Origin of the sequence: Streptomyces sp. MspMP-M5 (assembly GCF_000373585.1) — a bacterium.
Classification (GTDB): domain Bacteria; phylum Actinomycetota; class Actinomycetes; order Streptomycetales; family Streptomycetaceae; genus Streptomyces.
This window is the reverse complement of the sequence record NZ_KB891866.1, coordinates 199421-215761: the sequence shown is the minus strand read 5'-3', so window position 1 is coordinate 215761 and position 16341 is coordinate 199421. Positions and strand designations below refer to the sequence as shown.

General features: G+C 71.9%; 15 protein-coding genes. 8 read left to right on the top strand and 7 right to left on the bottom strand.

The features are described 5' to 3' along the window. On the bottom strand, positions 1 to 715 hold a 715-nt coding region (locus B073_RS0107170), incomplete at its 3' end, for a TetR/AcrR family transcriptional regulator (protein WP_018537407.1). 176 nt (positions 716 to 891) lie between these two features. Here B073_RS0107170 and B073_RS0107165 point away from each other — a divergent pair. Both B073_RS0107165 and B073_RS0107160 read left to right on the top strand, forming a co-directional pair. Next, positions 892 to 1803 carry an alpha/beta fold hydrolase gene (locus B073_RS0107165; protein WP_026247152.1) on the top strand — a complete coding sequence of 304 codons (912 nt, stop codon included), beginning with the start codon at positions 892 to 894 and terminating at the stop codon, positions 1801 to 1803. 226 nt (positions 1804 to 2029) lie between these two features. Continuing rightward, positions 2030 to 2764, top strand: a complete 735-nt coding sequence (locus B073_RS0107160) for a hypothetical protein (RefSeq protein WP_018537405.1) — start codon at positions 2030 to 2032, stop codon at positions 2762 to 2764. 35 nt (positions 2765 to 2799) lie between these two features. Here the strand turns inward: B073_RS0107160 and B073_RS0107155 are convergent, their stop codons facing one another. Together B073_RS0107155 and B073_RS0107150 are read right to left on the bottom strand one after the other, a co-directional pair. Beyond that, a complete protein-coding gene (locus B073_RS0107155) occupies positions 2800 to 3531 on the bottom strand; it encodes a dienelactone hydrolase family protein (RefSeq protein ID WP_018537404.1) in 732 nt (243 codons plus the stop codon). Positions 3532 to 3675: 144 nt separating this feature from the next. Beyond that, positions 3676 to 5538 carry a glycoside hydrolase family 15 protein gene (locus B073_RS0107150; protein ID WP_018537403.1) on the bottom strand — a complete coding sequence of 621 codons (1863 nt, stop codon included), beginning with the start codon at positions 5536 to 5538 and terminating at the stop codon, positions 3676 to 3678. A gap of 372 nt (positions 5539 to 5910) precedes the next feature. Between B073_RS0107150 and kdpB the strand changes: the two genes are divergently transcribed. Then, complete coding sequence (gene kdpB, locus B073_RS0107145) at positions 5911 to 8154, top strand: potassium-transporting ATPase subunit KdpB (protein ID WP_237550481.1); 2244 nt, start codon at positions 5911 to 5913, stop codon at positions 8152 to 8154. A 19-nt stretch (positions 8155 to 8173) separates the two neighbouring features. Here the strand turns inward: kdpB and B073_RS0107140 are convergent, their stop codons facing one another. After that, the gene (locus B073_RS0107140; RefSeq protein ID WP_018537401.1) at positions 8174 to 10135 is read right to left on the bottom strand and encodes a hypothetical protein; all 1962 of its coding nucleotides are present in this window, start codon (positions 10133 to 10135) and stop codon (positions 8174 to 8176) included. A 312-nt stretch (positions 10136 to 10447) separates the two neighbouring features. On the opposite strand from B073_RS0107140, the gene B073_RS0107135 reads away from it, so the two are divergent. From B073_RS0107135 to B073_RS0107120, 4 genes are all read left to right on the top strand, one after another. Continuing rightward, positions 10448 to 11239 (top strand): serine protease, encoded by a 792-nt coding sequence (locus tag B073_RS0107135; protein ID WP_018537400.1) that lies wholly within the window; start codon positions 10448 to 10450, stop codon positions 11237 to 11239. Between the two features lie 27 nt (positions 11240 to 11266). Beyond that, positions 11267 to 12010 (top strand): class I SAM-dependent methyltransferase, encoded by a 744-nt coding sequence (locus B073_RS0107130; RefSeq protein ID WP_018537399.1) that lies wholly within the window; start codon positions 11267 to 11269, stop codon positions 12008 to 12010. Positions 12011 to 12236: 226 nt separating this feature from the next. After that, positions 12237 to 12728, top strand: a complete 492-nt coding sequence (locus B073_RS0107125; protein ID WP_234025012.1) for a hypothetical protein — start codon at positions 12237 to 12239, stop codon at positions 12726 to 12728. Positions 12729 to 12884: 156 nt separating this feature from the next. Beyond that, a complete protein-coding gene (locus tag B073_RS0107120; protein ID WP_018537397.1) occupies positions 12885 to 13394 on the top strand; it encodes a mycothiol transferase in 510 nt (169 codons plus the stop codon). Positions 13395 to 13407: 13 nt separating this feature from the next. Here the strand turns inward: B073_RS0107120 and B073_RS0107115 are convergent, their stop codons facing one another. After that, the gene (locus B073_RS0107115; protein ID WP_026247148.1) at positions 13408 to 13911 is read right to left on the bottom strand and encodes a metallophosphoesterase family protein; all 504 of its coding nucleotides are present in this window, start codon (positions 13909 to 13911) and stop codon (positions 13408 to 13410) included. A gap of 9 nt (positions 13912 to 13920) precedes the next feature. Beyond that, positions 13921 to 14745 (bottom strand): SDR family oxidoreductase, encoded by an 825-nt coding sequence (locus B073_RS0107110; protein ID WP_018537395.1) that lies wholly within the window; start codon positions 14743 to 14745, stop codon positions 13921 to 13923. Positions 14746 to 14962: 217 nt separating this feature from the next. Between B073_RS0107110 and B073_RS0107105 the strand changes: the two genes are divergently transcribed. Further along, positions 14963 to 15466: a hypothetical protein gene (locus B073_RS0107105; protein WP_018537394.1), complete on the top strand. Its 504-nt coding sequence runs from the start codon at positions 14963 to 14965 to the stop codon at positions 15464 to 15466. Between the two features lie 67 nt (positions 15467 to 15533). Here the strand turns inward: B073_RS0107105 and B073_RS0107100 are convergent, their stop codons facing one another. Further along, entirely contained in the window at positions 15534 to 16271 is a 738-nt protein-coding gene (locus B073_RS0107100) for a L,D-transpeptidase family protein (RefSeq protein ID WP_018537393.1), read from the bottom strand. Positions 16272 to 16341 lie beyond the last annotated feature (70 nt).

Below are 16341 nucleotides of genomic sequence, written 5' to 3'. Positions count from 1 at the left end.
GGAGGCCGGCCAGTACCCGACGGACCACCCGCTCGAAGCTGTCGCCCGAGCCCGCGGCGCCGCCGCCGTCGAGCGGGCCTCCGCCCGCCAACGCCCGCGCCAGCAGCGGATGCCCGCCCCGCCGGGCCACCGCGCCCAGGTACGCGGCCTGCGCCGCCTGACGTCCCGTCGACGCCCGGCGGGCCCGCAGTTCGACACCGGACAACATGGTGACCAGCGCGTTCAGTACGGCCACCGCCTCCAGTTTGGCCGGTCCGGTCAGTCCGGCCACGGGTTCCAGCGCCCGCAGGGCGAACTCCAGGTAGTCCAGCCCCCGCGGCCCCACCCGTAGGGCCTCCGGCGGGACCTCCAGCATCCATGGGTGCCGCAGCTGGACCTCGTGCGTCCGGGCCGCCAGCGCGACCAGATCCGCCACCGGGTCCCCCGTCAGCTCCACGTCGAGGTCGATCTCCCCGGTCGCGGCGTCCACCATCAGATCCACGAGATCGTCGCGGCCGGACACATAGCGATAGAGCGACGCGGGGCCCGTGGCCAGCTCGCGCGCCACCTGCCGGACGGACAGCGCGGCCAGCCCGCCCGCATCGGCCAGCCCGATCGCGGCCGCGGTGAGCTGCTCCCGGCTCCGCTCCGGCGCGGGCCCCCGCGCCCCCCGCTCGGGCCGCTCCCACACCGACACGGCTTCCGCCGCATCCTCCCGCGCCGCCTCATCGACCAACGAACCTCACCCGCCCCTTCCGCAACCCAACTCCTTGCTGATAACTATAGCTCCATAACCGCGAACGTCGTTCGCAGTAATTCAACGGCCAGGTGCTGTGCCCCGCAGGAGAGCGAAGGACCGCGATCACAGCCACCGACACCGACATCGACATCGACACTGGAAGGAACCCGGTGATGCAGAACGGAACCCCGCCCCCTACGTGGAGCCCTACGCGCTGGGCATCCAACAGGGAAGTCCGGGTCGCCTACGACGAGTTGGCGACCGGGCACGCCGGCCGGGAGCCACTCCTCCTGGTGACCGGCCTGGGCGTCTCCCGGCAGTGGTGGCCCACGGGCCTGGCCGCGGCGCTCGCCGCCGCCGGCTTCGCGGTCGCCCGCTACGACCAGCGCGACGCGGGCGAGTCGACCCACCTGCCGCCCACCTCCGGCACCGGCCCCATCGCCGCACTCGTCCGCAAACGGGGCGACGCCTACACCGCCGAGGACATGGCCGACGACGCCATGGCCGTGCTGGACGCGCTGGGCTGGGAGTCCGCGCACCTCTTCGGCCAGTCGCTCGGCGGCGCGGTCGCCCAGCGCATCGCGCTGCGCCACCCCCGGCGCGTCCGCACCCTCACCTCCGTGTCGGCCGTCCCCGGAGACACCGCCGGGCTGGCCACGTTGCGCCACATCCGGCTGGGCACCCTCGCCCGGCTCGCCCGTATGAGGCACCCCCGCACCCCCGAAGGGAACATCGAGGCCGGTGTGGCGCTGGCCCGTCTCCTCCACTCCCCCGCCCATCCCTTCGACGAGCGGGCCGTCCGCTCCATGCTGGCCGCAACCCCTGACACCGGCATCCGGGACACCCACAGCCAGAGCCGCCAGATCGGTGCGCAGTGGCACGGCCCCGGCATCGACCGCATCACCGCACCGACCCTGGTCCTGCACGGCCTGGACGATCCCCTCGTCAAGCCGTCCGGCGGCCGCGCGGTGGCCGCCCGTATACCGGGCGCACGCTTCGTGCCCCTGCCCGGGGTGGGCCACGACCTGCCGGAACCGGTGTGGCAGGAGGTGGCGGACCAGGTGCGCCAACTCGCCGGCCACTGACGGGAACCGGCCGCCCGCGGCCTCCCACGATTCGACCGCCCCATGCGCCGAACGCGGCAACGCCGTTTGCTCCGTTGTCTTCCGTTCACCTCCGGTCGCTTCCGTTTTCCGGTCGCGCCCGCCCGTCTGCACCTTGGCGCCACCGTTCGGCGGGCATTCATCAGAGATACGTGCTCTACTGCCGCAGCACCGCCCGCCCCTGCCCCGCGCGAAGGAGACTGCGCACATGCCACGCTCCACGAAGCACGAGGACGTGTCCCCCGCCCTCTCGTCCGCCGTACCGCCGCACGCCGCCGACCGCTCCCTGGTCGGGCGCCGTCGGGTGTTGGCGGGGCTGGCCATTGCGGCCCCGGCGGTGCTCGCGGCCTGCGGCGGCAAACGGGCCGCCGCGTCCGTCAGCCCGCAAGCCGCCGGGAAGGCGACGCCCCGGGACTCCACCGTCATCATGATCATCCGGCACGGCGAAAAGCCGGACAAGCACCACCCCGGCATCGACGAGCACGGCCACAAGGACCACAAGTCGCTCACCCAGCGCGGCTGGGACCGGGCCCATGCGTTGCCCAAGCTCTTCGACCCGCCCGCGGGCCGGCCCCTGCCGGCCGGCATCGAGCGCCCGCGGACGATCTACGCCGCCACCGATCAGGGCCCGAACGCCGGCGCGCACCGGATGCGGCAGACCGTCACCCCGCTCGCCCAGCACATGGGCCTGAAGATCGGCCTCCAGTACGCCGAGTCCGAGGAGAAGGACCTCGCGAAGGCCGCACTGGCCGCCACCGGGCCGGTACTGATCTGCTGGGAGCACAGCCGGATCCCCGACATCGTCTCCGCGCTCGGCGCCTCCGGCACCGGTGTCCCCGACGAGTGGCCCGACCGCTTCGACCTGGTGTGGGTCTTCACCCACGCCCATGGCACCTGGGCCTTCCGGCAGGTCGATCAGCACCTGCTGCCCGGCGACGCGTAAGCGGGCACCAAGTACCAGGGGCCGACATCAGCAGATCACTCCGTGACGGGCAGGCACTCCGCGAGCAGGTCGAGGACGTCGCGCCAGGCTCGCTCCGCGTGCTTGTGGTGGTAGCCGACGCCGGGAAGCAGGGGCTGATCGAGGTCGGCCATCGGGTGGTGGAAGGCGTGCTGGGCTCCGCCGTAGACCGTGAGGCGCCAGTCGACGCCCGCGGCCTGCATCTCGGCGGTGAACGCCTCCCGTTGGGCGGGCGCCATGATCGGGTCCTCCGATCCGACTCCGGCCCACACGGGGCAGCGGATGTGCGCCGCGTCGCCCGGGCGGCCCGTGATCAGTCCGTTGACCGTCCCGATCGCGCGCAAGTCGACGCCGTCGCGCCCGAGTTCCACCGCGATGGCGCCCCCGGTACCGTAGCCGATGGCGGCGATCCGGTCGGGGTCGGTGCGCGGTTCGGCGCGCAGCACGTCGAGTGCCGCGTGGCCGATGTCCCGCATCCGGTCGGGGTCGGCGAGCAGGGGGTTGATGTACGCCAGCATCTCCTGGGGGTCGGCGAACCAGCGACCGCCGTTGATGTCGAAGGCCAGCGCCACGTAGCCCAGTTCGGCCAGGGCGTCGGCCCGGCGGCGCTGGAAGTCGTTCAGGCCCGTCCCCTCGGGCCCGATCAGGACCGCGGGCCGGCGGTCGGCACCCGCAGGGAGGGCAAGGTGCCCGATCATCGTCAGGCCGTCGGCCGGGTACTGGACCGTGCGCGTGGTAACTGTCGTCATGTGACTGGACTTTAATGATCGTTCGAGCCTGGGCGGGTCGGTGTTCACCGCCGGCGGAACAGCGGGGGTCTGCCTGGGCGTGCAGTTGGCGGAGGGTGCTCGGTGTCTGTCGCGGGCAGGCGCGGCAACCCTCAGCCCTCGCGCTCAGCCCAAGGCGCGGTCCAGGTTGAAGGCGGCGCTGATGAGGGCCAGGTGGGTGAACGCCTGGGGGAAGTTGCCGATCTGTTCGCCGGTGCGGCCGATCTCCTCGGCGTAGAGGCCGACGTGGTTGGCGTAGGTGAGCATCTTCTCGAAGGCGAGCCGGGCCTCGTCCAGCCGGCCGGCGCGGGAGAGTGCCTCCACGTACCAGAAGGAGCAGATGGAGAAGGTGCCCTCCTCGCCGCGGAGGCCGTCGGGGCTGTGCCGGGGGTCGTAGCGGTAGACGAGGGAGTCGGAGACCAGTTCTTCGCCGAGGACGTCCAGGGTGGAGAGCCACTTGGGGTCGGTCGGTGAGATGAACTTGGCCAGCGGCATCATCAGGACCGCGGCGTCCAGGACGTCGGCGCCCTCGTGCTGGACGAACGCCCGGCGCTCGGTGGACCAACCGCGCTGCATGATCCGCCGGTAGATCGCGTCGCGCGCCCGCCCCCAGCCGATCAGGTCCGCGGGCAGGCCGCGGTGGCGGGCGATCCGCATGGCGCGTTCGATGGCGACCCAGCACATCAGCTGTGAGTAGAGGAAGTGCTGGATCTTGCCGCGGGTCTCCCAGATGCCCTCGTCCGGCTGGTCCCAGTTGGCGCACACCCAGTCCACCACGTTGCAGACGGTGTCCCAGTGGTCGCTGGAGAGCGGCTGTCCCCATTTGTCGTAGAGGTAGAGGGAGTCGATGAGCGCACCGTAGACGTCGAGCTGGAGCTGGTTGACGGCGTTGTTGCCGATGCGGACCGGCGCGGAGCCCAAGTGCCCTTCGAGGTGCGGGAGTTCCACTTCCGGGAGGTCACTGCGGCCGTCGATGCCGTACATGATCTGGAGCGGGCCGTGGGCGCAGTCCTTCAGGCAGATCTTCGAGGAGAGGAAGTGCACGAAGGACTCCGCTTCGTCGGTGAAGCCGAGGCGGAGCAGGGCGTAGATGCAGAAGGCGGCGTCCCGCACCCAGGCGTAGCGGTAGTCCCAGTTGCGCTCGCCGCCGATCTGCTCGGGCAGGCTGGTGGTGGGGGCGGCGACGATGGCGCCGGTGGGCGCGTAGGTGAGGAGTTTGAGGGTGAGGGCGGAGCGGTGCACCATTTCCCGCCAGCGGCCCCGGTAGCGGGAGTGGGAGAGCCAGCCGCGCCAGTAGCGGACGGTGGCGCCGAAGAGTTGCTCGGCCTCGTGGACGGCGCAGAATCGCGGTGCCACGCCGTCGCCGATCCGGTCGAGGGCGAAGACGGCGGCGTCGCCCTCGGCGAGGGTGAAGGAGGCACGGGCATCCAGGCCGTCGGTCTCGACGGGCACGCTGGAGGTGAGGGCGAGGGAGAGGTCCGGGGAGTCGAAGACGGTCAGGCCGCGGTGGGGGACGCCGACGGTGTGTGCTTGCCGGCCGTAGTCGAAGCGGGGTGCCACCCGGACGGAGAACGGGAGGGAGCCGCGGACGCAGAGCACGCGCCGGATCAGCCGGTGCCGGTCCGCCTCCCGGGAGTCGTCGACGATCGGCATGAAGTCCTGGACCTCGCCGACGCCGTTGTCCGCGAAGAAGCGGGTGATGAGGATGTTGGTGTCCGGGAAGTAGAACTGCTTCGTGCGGGCCGGCACGTCGGGGGCGAGTTCGAAGGCGCCGCCGCGATCGGCGTCCAGGATGGCGGCGAAGATGCTGGGCGCGTCGAAGCGGCCGCAGCAGTACCAGTCGATGGTGCCGTTGGTGCCGACGAGGGCGGCGGTTCGCATATCGCCGATCAGGCCGTGTTCGGCGATGGGGACGTAGCGGGGTGCGTCGGCTCGGCTGGGGCGGAGGCTCGGGGTGGGGGTCGCCAGGAGCCCCGTGCGCGTCGTCATCGGACCTCCCCTGCGCTGGGGGGACGAGCAGGAGCAGTGGATTCAGGCTAACTCCGCGCGACGCCCCGCCGCCCGTCCGCCCGACCGCCCGTCCACCCGCCCATCCGCCCGGCTGTGGGGACCGGTCGTCGGTGTGCCATTGGTGGCAAGCCGTGGCCTCAGCCGTAAGAGAGCCGCAAATTCCGTACCGGGCCGGGCTGCGGCGGTGCGGTGAGGCTCTAGATTCGATCCCGGTCGGGAGACCACCGTGGACGGCAGACGCGCAGGTCGGAGGCCGTCCGGTGCCCCCTGCCTCGGGCCCGGGACCGGGGTTTTTGAGGCAGGCGTCTCCCCGGTGTCCGCCCCGTGCCCTTCCGTCCAGAAAGCATGCGCATGCCTCCTGCTCCGTCCCGTGTTCCCACTCTCTCGCCGGAGGCTCCGGCGCACGGCACGGGCGGCGTTCCCGCCCGGGGCGGGTCCGGGGCCGGAGGCCACCGGGGGCGGCGACGGCGGGCGCCGGCCGGGCTGTTCGATCCGCGGGTGCTGCTGACGGCCCTGCCGGAGGCGTTGCGCAAGCTGCATCCGCGGGTGCTGGCGACCAATCCGGTGCTCTTCGTCGTGGCCTGCGGGTCGCTGCTGACCACGCTGTCCGCGGTGCTGCATCCGTCGGTGTTCAGCTGGGTGATCAGTGGGTGGCTGTGGCTGACAGTGCTGTTCGCGCAGCTCGCGGAGGCTGTCGCGGAGGGCCGTGGCAGGGCGCAGGCGGCGTCGCTGCGCCGGACCAGGACGGATCTCACGGCCCGGCGGCTGCGGGACAACTGGCGGGTCGGCGTCCATCTCGACACCGCGGTGACCGAGATCGTGCCGGCATCCGATCTCCGGCCGTTCGACTTCGTGGTGGTGGCGGCCGGTGAGACCGTCCCGGCGGACGGCGAGGTGGTCGAGGGGGTGGCCAGTGTCGACGAGTCGGCGGTCACCGGGGAGTCGGCGCCGGTGCTCCGGGAGGCCGGCGGTGACCGTTCCGGTGTGACGGGCGGGACGACGGTGCTGTCGGACCGCATCGTGGTGCGGGTGACCTCGCGGGCCGGGCATTCGTTCCTGGACCGGATGATCGCGCTGGTCGAGGGGGCGGCGCGGCAGCGGACGCCGAACGAGATCGCGCTGCACATCCTGTTGGCGGCGCTGACCGTCGTCTTCGTCCTGGTGGTCGTCACGCTGCAGCCGATGGCGACGTATGCGGGGGCGGCCCAGGAGACGGCGGTGCTGGTGGCGCTGCTGGTGACGCTGATCCCGACGACGATCGGGGCGCTGCTGTCGGCGATCGGTATCGCCGGGATGGACCGCCTGGTGCAGCGCAATGTGGTGGCCATGTCGGGTCGTGCGGTGGAGGCCGCGGGGGACATCAACACGCTGCTGCTGGACAAGACCGGGACGATCACGCTCGGTCACCGGGAGGCGGTGGCGTTCGTGCCGCTACCTGGGCGTGACGAGCTGGAGCTGGCGGACGCGGCCGCGCTGTCGTCGTTGGCGGACGAGACGCCGGAGGGGCGTTCGGTGGTGGCGCTGGCCCGGGCGAAGTACGGGTTGCGGCCGCCGGCCGAGGGTGAGCTGGCGTTCATCCGGTATGTGGCGTTCAGTGCGCGGACGCGGATGAGCGGGGTGGATCTGCGGTGGACGGACGGGACCGAGCCCGCGGACGCGCCGGGGGGCGGTGCGGTCCGGCCGTCGGAGTATCCGGGCGAGGTGGTGCTCCGCAAGGGGGCGGCCGCGCAGGTCATCGAGTGGGTGGCGCAGTGCGGCGGTGAAGTGCCGCAGGAGGCACGGCTGTTCAGCGATGCGATCAGTGCGTCCGGGGGGACGCCGCTGCTGGTGGCGGTGGACGACCGGCAGGGCCCTCGGGTGTTGGGGGTGGTGCACCTGAAGGACGTGGTGAAGGAGGGGATCCGGGAGCGGTTCGCCGAACTGCGCCGGATGGGCATCCGGACGGTGATGGTCACCGGTGACAATCCGCTGACGGCTGCGGCGATCGCACGGGAGGCGGGGGTGGACGACTGCCTGGCGGAGGCCACTCCGGAGGACAAGCTGGCGTTGATCGCCCGGGAGCAGGCGGGCGGCCGGCTGGTGGCGATGACCGGTGACGGGACGAACGACGCGCCGGCGCTGGCGCAGGCCGATGTCGGAGTGGCGATGAACACCGGTACCTCCGCCGCGAAGGAGGCCGGGAACATGGTGGACCTGGACTCCAATCCGACCAAGTTGATCGAGATCGTGGAGGTCGGCAAGCAACTCCTCATCACCCGGGGCGCGTTGACCACCTTCTCGATCACCAATGACGTGGCCAAGTACTTCGCGATCATTCCGGCGATGTTCGCGGGGGTGTATCCGGGGCTGGCGGGCCTGAACGTGATGGGGCTGCACAGTCCGACGTCGGCGATCACCTCGGCGATCATCTTCAATGCGCTGGTGATCGTGGCGCTGATCCCGTTGGCGCTGCGCGGGGTCCGCTATCGGCCGGCCTCGGCACACGACCTGTTGCGCCGCAACCTGGCGTTCTTCGGGCTGGGTGGTCTGGTGGCACCGTTCGTCGGTATCAAGCTGATCGATCTGGTGATCTCGGGGATTCCCGGGCTGGGGTGAGGATGGCAAGTCCGGGAGTTCAGCCGACGTGGACACGGGGGCGTCGGCTGCGGTCCGGTTCCGCCTCGCGCAGGACTTCCCGGGTGACGGGGGCGACCTCGCCCTGGCCGAAGAGGAAGAAGCGGAGGAACTGGGCGAAGGGATTTCCCTCGGTCCATTCGAAGTAGATGTGCGGACGCTGCCCGGTGGTGTCGCGGACGTGGAGGAGCAGCGCGGCCAGGGCGTTGGAGACGGTGGAACTCTCCAGGCAGAGCACGCGGTAGCGGTCGTGCATGACGTATCCGTGGACGTGCAGGGCGCTTTCGAATTCCGAGGGGTCGCGGATGGTGACCTCGACGAACACCAGGTCGTCCTCGGGCGGGATGTCGTTGTCGGCGCGGATCTGCTGGGCCTTGTCGCGGTATTCGGCGAGGTCGCGCTGGTCGGGTTCGTTGGCGATGAAGCGGATGCGGCGTTGCGCGACGTCGCGGACGAAGCGGGCGGCGGTGTCGTCGAGGACGACGTCGGTGACGCGGAGTTCGAAGGCGCGGGCGAGCCGTGAGGTGAAGGAGAGCAGGATGATGCCGGCGATGAAGCAGGCGCCGATCTTCACTCCGTCGGGCCGTTCGATGATGTTGGTGATGGTGGTGTAGAGGAACACCACGGCGATCACCGCGAATCCGATGGCCCAGCCACGTTGCCCGGCGCGGCGGGCGGCGATGGTCACGGCGATGGCGGCGGAGCTGATCAGGACGAGGACGCCGGTGGCGTAGGCGCCGCCCTGGGCATCGACGTCGGCGTCGAAGATCCAGGTGACCAGGAAGGCGATGCCGGTGAAGACGAGGACCATCGGGCGGACGGCGCGGGCCCAGGTCGGCGCCATGCCGTAGCGCGGGAGGTACTGCGGCATCAGGTTGAGCAGCCCGGCCATGGCGGAGGCGCCGGCGAACCAGAGGATGGCGATGGTGGAGATGTCGTAGACCGTGCCGAAGGCGGAGCCGAGGTAGATGTGGGCGAGGTAGGCCAGGGCGCGGCCGTTGGCGGCACCGCCGGGTTTGAAGGCGGGGGCGGGGATGAGGAGGGTGGTGACGAAGCTGGTGATGATGAGGAAGACGCTCATGATGACGGCGGCGGTGGTGAGCAGCTTCTTGGCGCCGCGGATCCGGCCGGTGGGGCGTTCTTCGGTGTCGTCGGGGTCGCCTTCGATGTGCGGCATGACCGCGACGCCGGTTTCGAATCCGGAGAGGCCGAGGGCGAGTTTGGGGAAGACCACGAGGGCCACCGCGATCATGGCCGGAATGCTGCCGTGCTGGACGGTCAGTGCCCGGGTCCAGTCGGTGACGACGTGTTCGGCGGTGACCACGTGCCAGACGCCGACGACCGCGACGACGGCGTTGAGCACGAGGTAGAGGCCCACGAGCACCACCGCCACCCCGACCGCTTCCAGGAAGCCCTTGAGGAAGACCGCGCCGAGCAGCGCGACCAGGACCAGCGTGACGACCACCTGGCGGCCCTGGAGCAGACTGTGGACGTGCGGGTTCTCGACGAGGTGGGTGGCGGCGTCGGCGGCCGACAGGGTGATGGTGATGAGGAAGTCGGTGGCCGCGAAGCCGAGCAGGGTGAGGACGAACAGCTTGCCCTTCCAGAAGGACAGCAGCCGTTCCAGCATGGCGATGGAGCCCTGGCCGTGCGGGCTCTCGGTGGCGACGCGGCGGTACACGGGGAGGGCGCCGGCGAGGGTGACGGCGACGAGGACGAGGGTGGCGACGGGTGAGAGCAGGCCGGCGGCCAGGGCGGCGATGCCGGGCTGGTAGCCGAGGGTGGAGAAGTAGTCGACGCCGGTCAGGCACATCACGCGCCACCAGCGCTGACCCTGATGGGCGGAGGGGGCAGCAGGGCGCTGTTGCTTGCCCATGTCGGCCAGTCCTTGCAGCATCCAGGTGCGCAGGCGGTGCCGCGCCGTGGCCCGGGAGGCGGCACCGGCAGGGACGGAGGCGGCCATGGTGTGCTCCTGTCGTATACCGAAAGGATCCGGCCATCGTGCGGCGGCGGGCTCAGCGTACGCACTTCCGGGTCCCTCGCCGTGGTGTTCGAGGGCTCGGCGGAGGCGTGTCTCGGGTCCGCCGGCGGGAGCGGTGGCGCCCGGCCTCGGGTCGGCGGTTCCGCCACGGCCAGGGGCGCGTGCTCAAACACCGCCGGGCCGAATACCACCAATTCGATGGAATGAGCCGGCTCTTCGCTCCGGTGCGCCGCGTCGCACTTCAGGATCGCTCGACAAGGAGGGGTCCTGGCCCAAGCGGATGCGGGAGGCGGAATGGCACGGTCATGGCTGCGGCGAGGGGCGGCGACGGTCGCGGTGTGCGGTGCGGTGCTGGCCGCGGTCCCGCCGGCGACGGCGGTGACGGGTCGGGCGGCAGCGGAGACCCGGATCGTGGGCGGCCGGGACGCGGATGTGCGGGAGGTGCCGTGGCAGGTGTCGTTGCGCAGCGGCGGGGAGCATGTCTGCGGGGGTGCGATCATCCGTGCCGATGCGGTGGTGACCGCGGCGCACTGCACCGCGGAGGCGCCGCCGGCCTCGCTGAGCGTCCGGGCGGGCAGCAGCGTCCGCGGGTCGGGCGGGCAGGTCGTGCGGGTGGCGCGGGTGCTGCGGCACCCGAAGTTCAACCCGGCCACCATCGACTACGACGTGGCGGTGCTGGAGCTGAAGTCCCCGTTGGCCTTCAAGGACGGGGTGCGGGCGGTCCCGTTGGTGGCCGCGGGGCGGGAGCCGACGGCGGGTACGCCGGCGACGGTCACCGGCTGGGGCGCGACGCGGGACGGCGGTGCGCTGCCGCAGCGGCTGCGGCAGGTCGATGTGCCCAAGCTCAGCGACGCCTACTGCAAGGGCGCGTACGGACCGTCCTCGATCACCCCGCGCATGACGTGCTACGGCTACGAACAGGGCCGCAAGGACGCCTGCCAGGGCGACAGCGGCGGTCCGCTGGTGGTGGACGGGTATCTGGCGGGCATCGCGTCGTGGGGGACGGGGTGTGCGGCGCCGGGCTATCCGGGGGTCTACACCAAGGTCAGCGATCCGGCGATCCACGCGTACATCGCGCGGTCGTAGGGCGGGCCCGGACCCTATGCTGGCGCGATGTTCGCGCCCGAGGGTCCTACGTTCCGTGAACTCGCCGTCCAGGCACTGTCGTCCGTCGAGCGGGGCTACGACCTGCTCGCCCCGAAGTTCGACCGCACCCCGTTCCGGACGCCGGCGGCCGTGCTGGAGCCGGTGGCCCGGCAGTTGCGGGGCCTCGGCCCGTTCGGCAGCGGCCTCGATCTGTGCTGCGGTACGGGCGCGGGGACGGAGGTGCTGCGGCAGGTGTGCCGGGAGCGGGTGACGGGGGTCGACATCAGCGCCGGGATGCTCGGGGTGGCGCGGGCCCGCGCGCAGGGGGCGGAGCGCGGCGGCGCCGGGCCGCGGCCGGAGTGGGTACGGGCGGATGCGCGGGCGCTGCCGTTCGGGCCGGTCTTCGATGTAGTGGTGAGCTTCGGGGCGTTCGGGCATTTTCTGCCGCGGGAGTGGCCGGGGCTGTTCAGGCAGGTGCGGTCGGTGTTGCGGCCCGGTGGACGGTTTGTGTTCCCGGTGGTGGCGCCCGCGCGGCCGGGGTCGCCGCTGTACTGGGCGCTGCTGGGTTTCGATGCGGCGATGCGGGTCCGCAATGCGCTGTGGTGGCCGCCGTTCGTGATGTACTACCGCGGCTTCCGGTTGCCCGAGGTGTCTGCGGAGCTGGTGCGGGCCGGCTTCGCGGTGGAGTCGTGGGCGCTGCCCGAGCCGGGGCGGCGGGCGGACGGCAGCCCCCGGGTCCGGTTGGTGGTGGCGACGCGGGTGGGCGCGTAGGCCGGTCGGGCGACAGCGGGCCGTGGATGCCTGGTGGCAGTGGGCGGCTGGGGCCGGCGGACACGCCGTCCCCCACGCCCGAAGATGACCACCGCATGGCGAGTGGTTGGCCAACTGCCAGCCGGAGTAAGGTAGTTGGCATGCCGCAACACGATCGAGCACCGTTGCCGCAGTGTGCCTTCCAGCAGCCACGCCACCCGCTCACGATTGCGTCGTTGAGTCCTTCGTGAGTTCATATCCGGACCCTTCGACCGACGGCGCGACCATCTGTGACCTGTGCCATTACCGACGTCCCGCCTCCGATGCACCGGCCCTGACCGTGCGGCCCCCGATCAGCCCGCAGCGACAGGTGCGGCTGTGCCGGCCCTGTAGGGAGGACCGCCCCGGCCGCCGGCGCCGCGAGCTGATCGAGGAGGACTTCAGCTGGCAGGCGATGTCCCGGCAGGCCCATGACCTCGCGGACGCCTACACCGTCGGCCGGTGGCTGCCCTACGAGGACGAGCACCGCTGGGCACTGGGACTGGCCCGGACGTACTGGACCCGGAACGCCCTGGAGGCCGCGCTGCGCGACCCCAACCCCTACCTCCGGGCCGGCCGGCTGGTCCGCGTGGTGGAGCCGCTCCCCCGGATCCTCGCCGTGGTCGGCCCCGGCGATCGCTCGCTGCGGCCGGTGCAGGCCCTGCTCGACACCCTCGCCGTACGGTCCGCACGGTCCTGACGCCTGCCGCACCAGGCCGTCGCCGGTGGCGGTGCCGGTCCTCGGCCATGCGGCGGAGCGGCCGTCCGCCGCGGTGCGCCGGGCGGCGGGCCGCTTGCCGGCTTGGAACGATGGGCCGCGCCAAGTCACCGGCCGTCCCCCCGTTACGGAGTCGCCATGTCCGCCAGTACCGCTCTGCTCGTCGATGCCTTCGGCCGGATCCGCGAGGTCGTCGAGGAGGTGGTGGACGGCCTCGGTCCCGAGGAGTTGGCCACCCGCCCCGACGGGCGCGCCAACTCCATCGCCTGGCTGGTCTGGCACCTCACCCGGGTCCAGGACGACCATGTGGCCGGGGCGGCCGGCAGCGGGCAGATCTGGACCGCGGACGAGTGGTACGAGGCGTTCGGGCTGCCGTTCGCCGAGGAGGACACCGGCTACGGGCACTCCCGCAAGGACGTGGCGAAGGTGCGGGGCGTGAGTGCCGAGCTGCTGACGGGTTATCACGCGGCGGTGCACGAGAGCACGGTGCGCTATGTCTCCGGGCTGGCCGTGAAGGACCTCGACCGCGTCGTCGACCGGAACTGGTCGCCGCCGGTCACCCTGGGCGTCCGCCTGGTCAGCGTGGTCTCGGACGATCTCCAGCACGCAGGCCAGGCGGCGTACGTGCGGGGCCTGTTGGGCAAGTGAGCGCCGGGGCGCTTCAGCGTCGGCGGGGCAGGTGGTGCAGGACGACGTCGGTGAGCCGGCCGTCGGTGATCTCCGCGGTGAGGTAGGTGCAGGCGGGCTGGCGGCGGCGGTCCGTCGGGGAGCCGGGGTTCAGCAGGCGCAGGCCGGTCCCGGTCGTGGTGTCCCAGGGGATGTGACTGTGGCCGAAGACCAGCACGTCGAGGTCGGGGAAGCGGTCGGCGCAGCGGCGTTCCCGGCCCTGTGCGGGGCCGGTCTCGTGGACCACGCCGAGCCGTAGTCCGTCCAGCTCCGCTCGGGCCACCTCCGGCAGCCGGGCGCGGAGTTCCGGGCCGTCGTTGTTGCCATACACCGCGATCAGCCGGCGGGCGCGGGCCTGCAGGAGGTCGAGGGTGGCGGGGTCGGTCCAGTCACCGGCGTGCACGACGACGTCGGCGTGCGGTACGGCGTCGAGGAGTTGCGGCGGCAGGGCCCTGGCGCGCTGCGGGACGTGGGTGTCGGAGGTGAGCAGGAGGCGCAGCGGCACGGGTCAGCGCTCCTGGGCGGTGGGGCGGACCATGATCTCGTTGACGGCGACCCGGGCGGGCTGGGTGACCATGAAGGTGATGGCGCGGGCGATGTCCTCGGCGTGCAGCCAGGAGTCCCGGGGCAGTCCGTGGGCCGACGCGGCCTGGCTGCCGAGGGTCATCTCCGTGGTGGTCATGCCTGGTTCGACCAGTCCGACGCGGACGCCGCGGCCGGTCACCTCCTGGCGCAGCGCCTCGCTGAAGGAGCACACCGCGTGCTTGGTGGCGGAGTAGACGCTGTTGTCCTTGCGCGGCACCCGGCCGGCGACCGAGCTGACGGTCACCAGGTCGGCGACGCCGCGCGGTCCGGAGTCCGCGGCGCGCAGCAGGTGCGGGAGCGCGGTGTGCGACAGGCGCAGGACGCCCTTGAGGTTGAGGTCGACCATCCGGTCCCAGTCCTCGGGATCGCTGTCCTCGACCGCGCCGCGGGCGCCGTACCCGGCGTTGTTGACCAGCACGTCCAGGCGGCCGAAGTGCGCGACGGCCCGCTCGACGGCCTGCTGTGCCTGTGCCCCGTCGCCGAGGTCGGCCGGGAGGGCGACGGCCGGAGGGCCGCTCTGTTCGCCGATGGTGTGGGTCAGTTCGTCCAGGCGGTCGGCGCGGCGGGCGACCAGGGCGAGGGAGCAGCCCTGTCCGGCCAGGGCCAGTGCGGTGGCGGCGCCGATGCCGCTGGAGGCGCCGGTCACCAGCGCGACGCTGCCGGCCAGCGGGCGCTCGTCGGTCGCGGTGGGTTCCGTGTGCGGGGTGCGGTCGGCGGTCGCGGGGGTGTGGTTGCTGCCCGTGGCCATGATTGTGTGGTGCTCCTCGTGGTCGGTGGTCCCCTCGGGGTCGTCTCGGGAGGGCTACCCCGTTCGTCAACTGATGCACCATCAGTCACCGGTGTCACTCGTCGGCGGGGGCTCGTGCGAGGGGCGGGGCCAAGGAGCCCTCGGTGGCGCGGTGCGGGCGCCCGAACAGCGGGTATCACCCAGGGGAATCCGCTTCTCACGCTCCCAGGAGCCGCTCATGAAGCACACCCATCCCCTGCCCGGCGACATCGGGCTCACCCAGATCTCCGGTGTCACCGGCCGGTTGATCCGCTTCGGCGAGTGGATCAACGGAGACGGCTTCGCCGACTACGAACACGCCTTCCTGGTCCTGCCCGGTGAACGGCTGCTGGAGGCCGAGCCGGGCGGTGCCCGCATCCGGCCGCTCAGCGAGTACGACGGTTCCGACGCGCTCTATGTCTGCCCGGAGGGACTCACCGAGCAGCAGCGCGAACGGATATGCGGGGCCGCCGACCGCTATGTGGGCGTGCCCTACAGCTTCCTCGACTACGCGGCGATCGCCACCCACCGCTTCCATCTGCCCGTTCCGGGGCTGCGTCGCTACGTGGCCAGCACCCGGCACATGATCTGCTCCCAGCTCGTCGACCAGTGCTACCAGGACGGGGGCGTCCATCTCTTCGCGGACGGCCGCTGGCCCGGCTATGTGACGCCGATGGCGCTCTACACCCTGCTGGCCCGCTGAGGCGGCGCCGGACGACCCGAGGAGGCGCGGGCGTGCCGGTGGTGTTCGCGGCACGCCCGCGAGGTGCTCAGGTCCCGGGCTTGCGACCGTAGACGTACACGTCATCGCCGTAGTGCAGCAGCGACCAGTACTTCTTCGCGTCGTTGGGACGCATGTTGACGCAGCCGTGCGAGCCGGGGGCGGACCAGACGCTGCCGCTGATGGCGTGGAACGCCTCGCCGCCGTCGAAGAACTGGCTGTAGGGCATGGGCGTGTGGTAGATGGTCGACACGTGGTGCAGGTGCCGCCAGTAGATCCGCTTGAGGCCGGTGCGGGTCGCGCCGCCCTTGCGGCCGGTGCGGACGGGGACCGGCCCGTACACCAGACGCCCGCCGTCCTGGATCCAGCTGAGCTGGCGGGTCAGGTCGACGCAGGCGATCCGCCCTTTGTTCGTGGGGCACTTGTGGGCGCTGTTGGGGTTGTGCCCGGCGGTGCGCTGCCTGGCCACCTGCTGCATCACGCTCCAGGTGACCGGGCCGGCGTAGCCGTAGGTGGGCGTGATGCCGTGGCCGGCCTGGAAGGCGCGGATGGCCCGGCAGTCGGAGGGCGACTGGCGGCCGTCGACCCGGAGGCCGAGGAAACGTTCGGCCTGCCGCTGGTAGGGGCCGCGGAGCCCGTCGCAGCCCGACGAGGCGGCCTGGGCGGGGGAACCGAGGGCGACCGTCAGCGGCAGGGAGAGGGACGTGAGGGCGAGTGCCGCGCCCGCGCGCCGACCGAGGGCGCCCGGCGCGGGTCTGCGGAGTCGGAAGGGTATGGGTCGCTTCATGTCCGTTAGGACTACTGATCCCGGAGAGCGGTTGCGGACAGGGGTGGGCGGGCGAGGCTTATGCGCCACG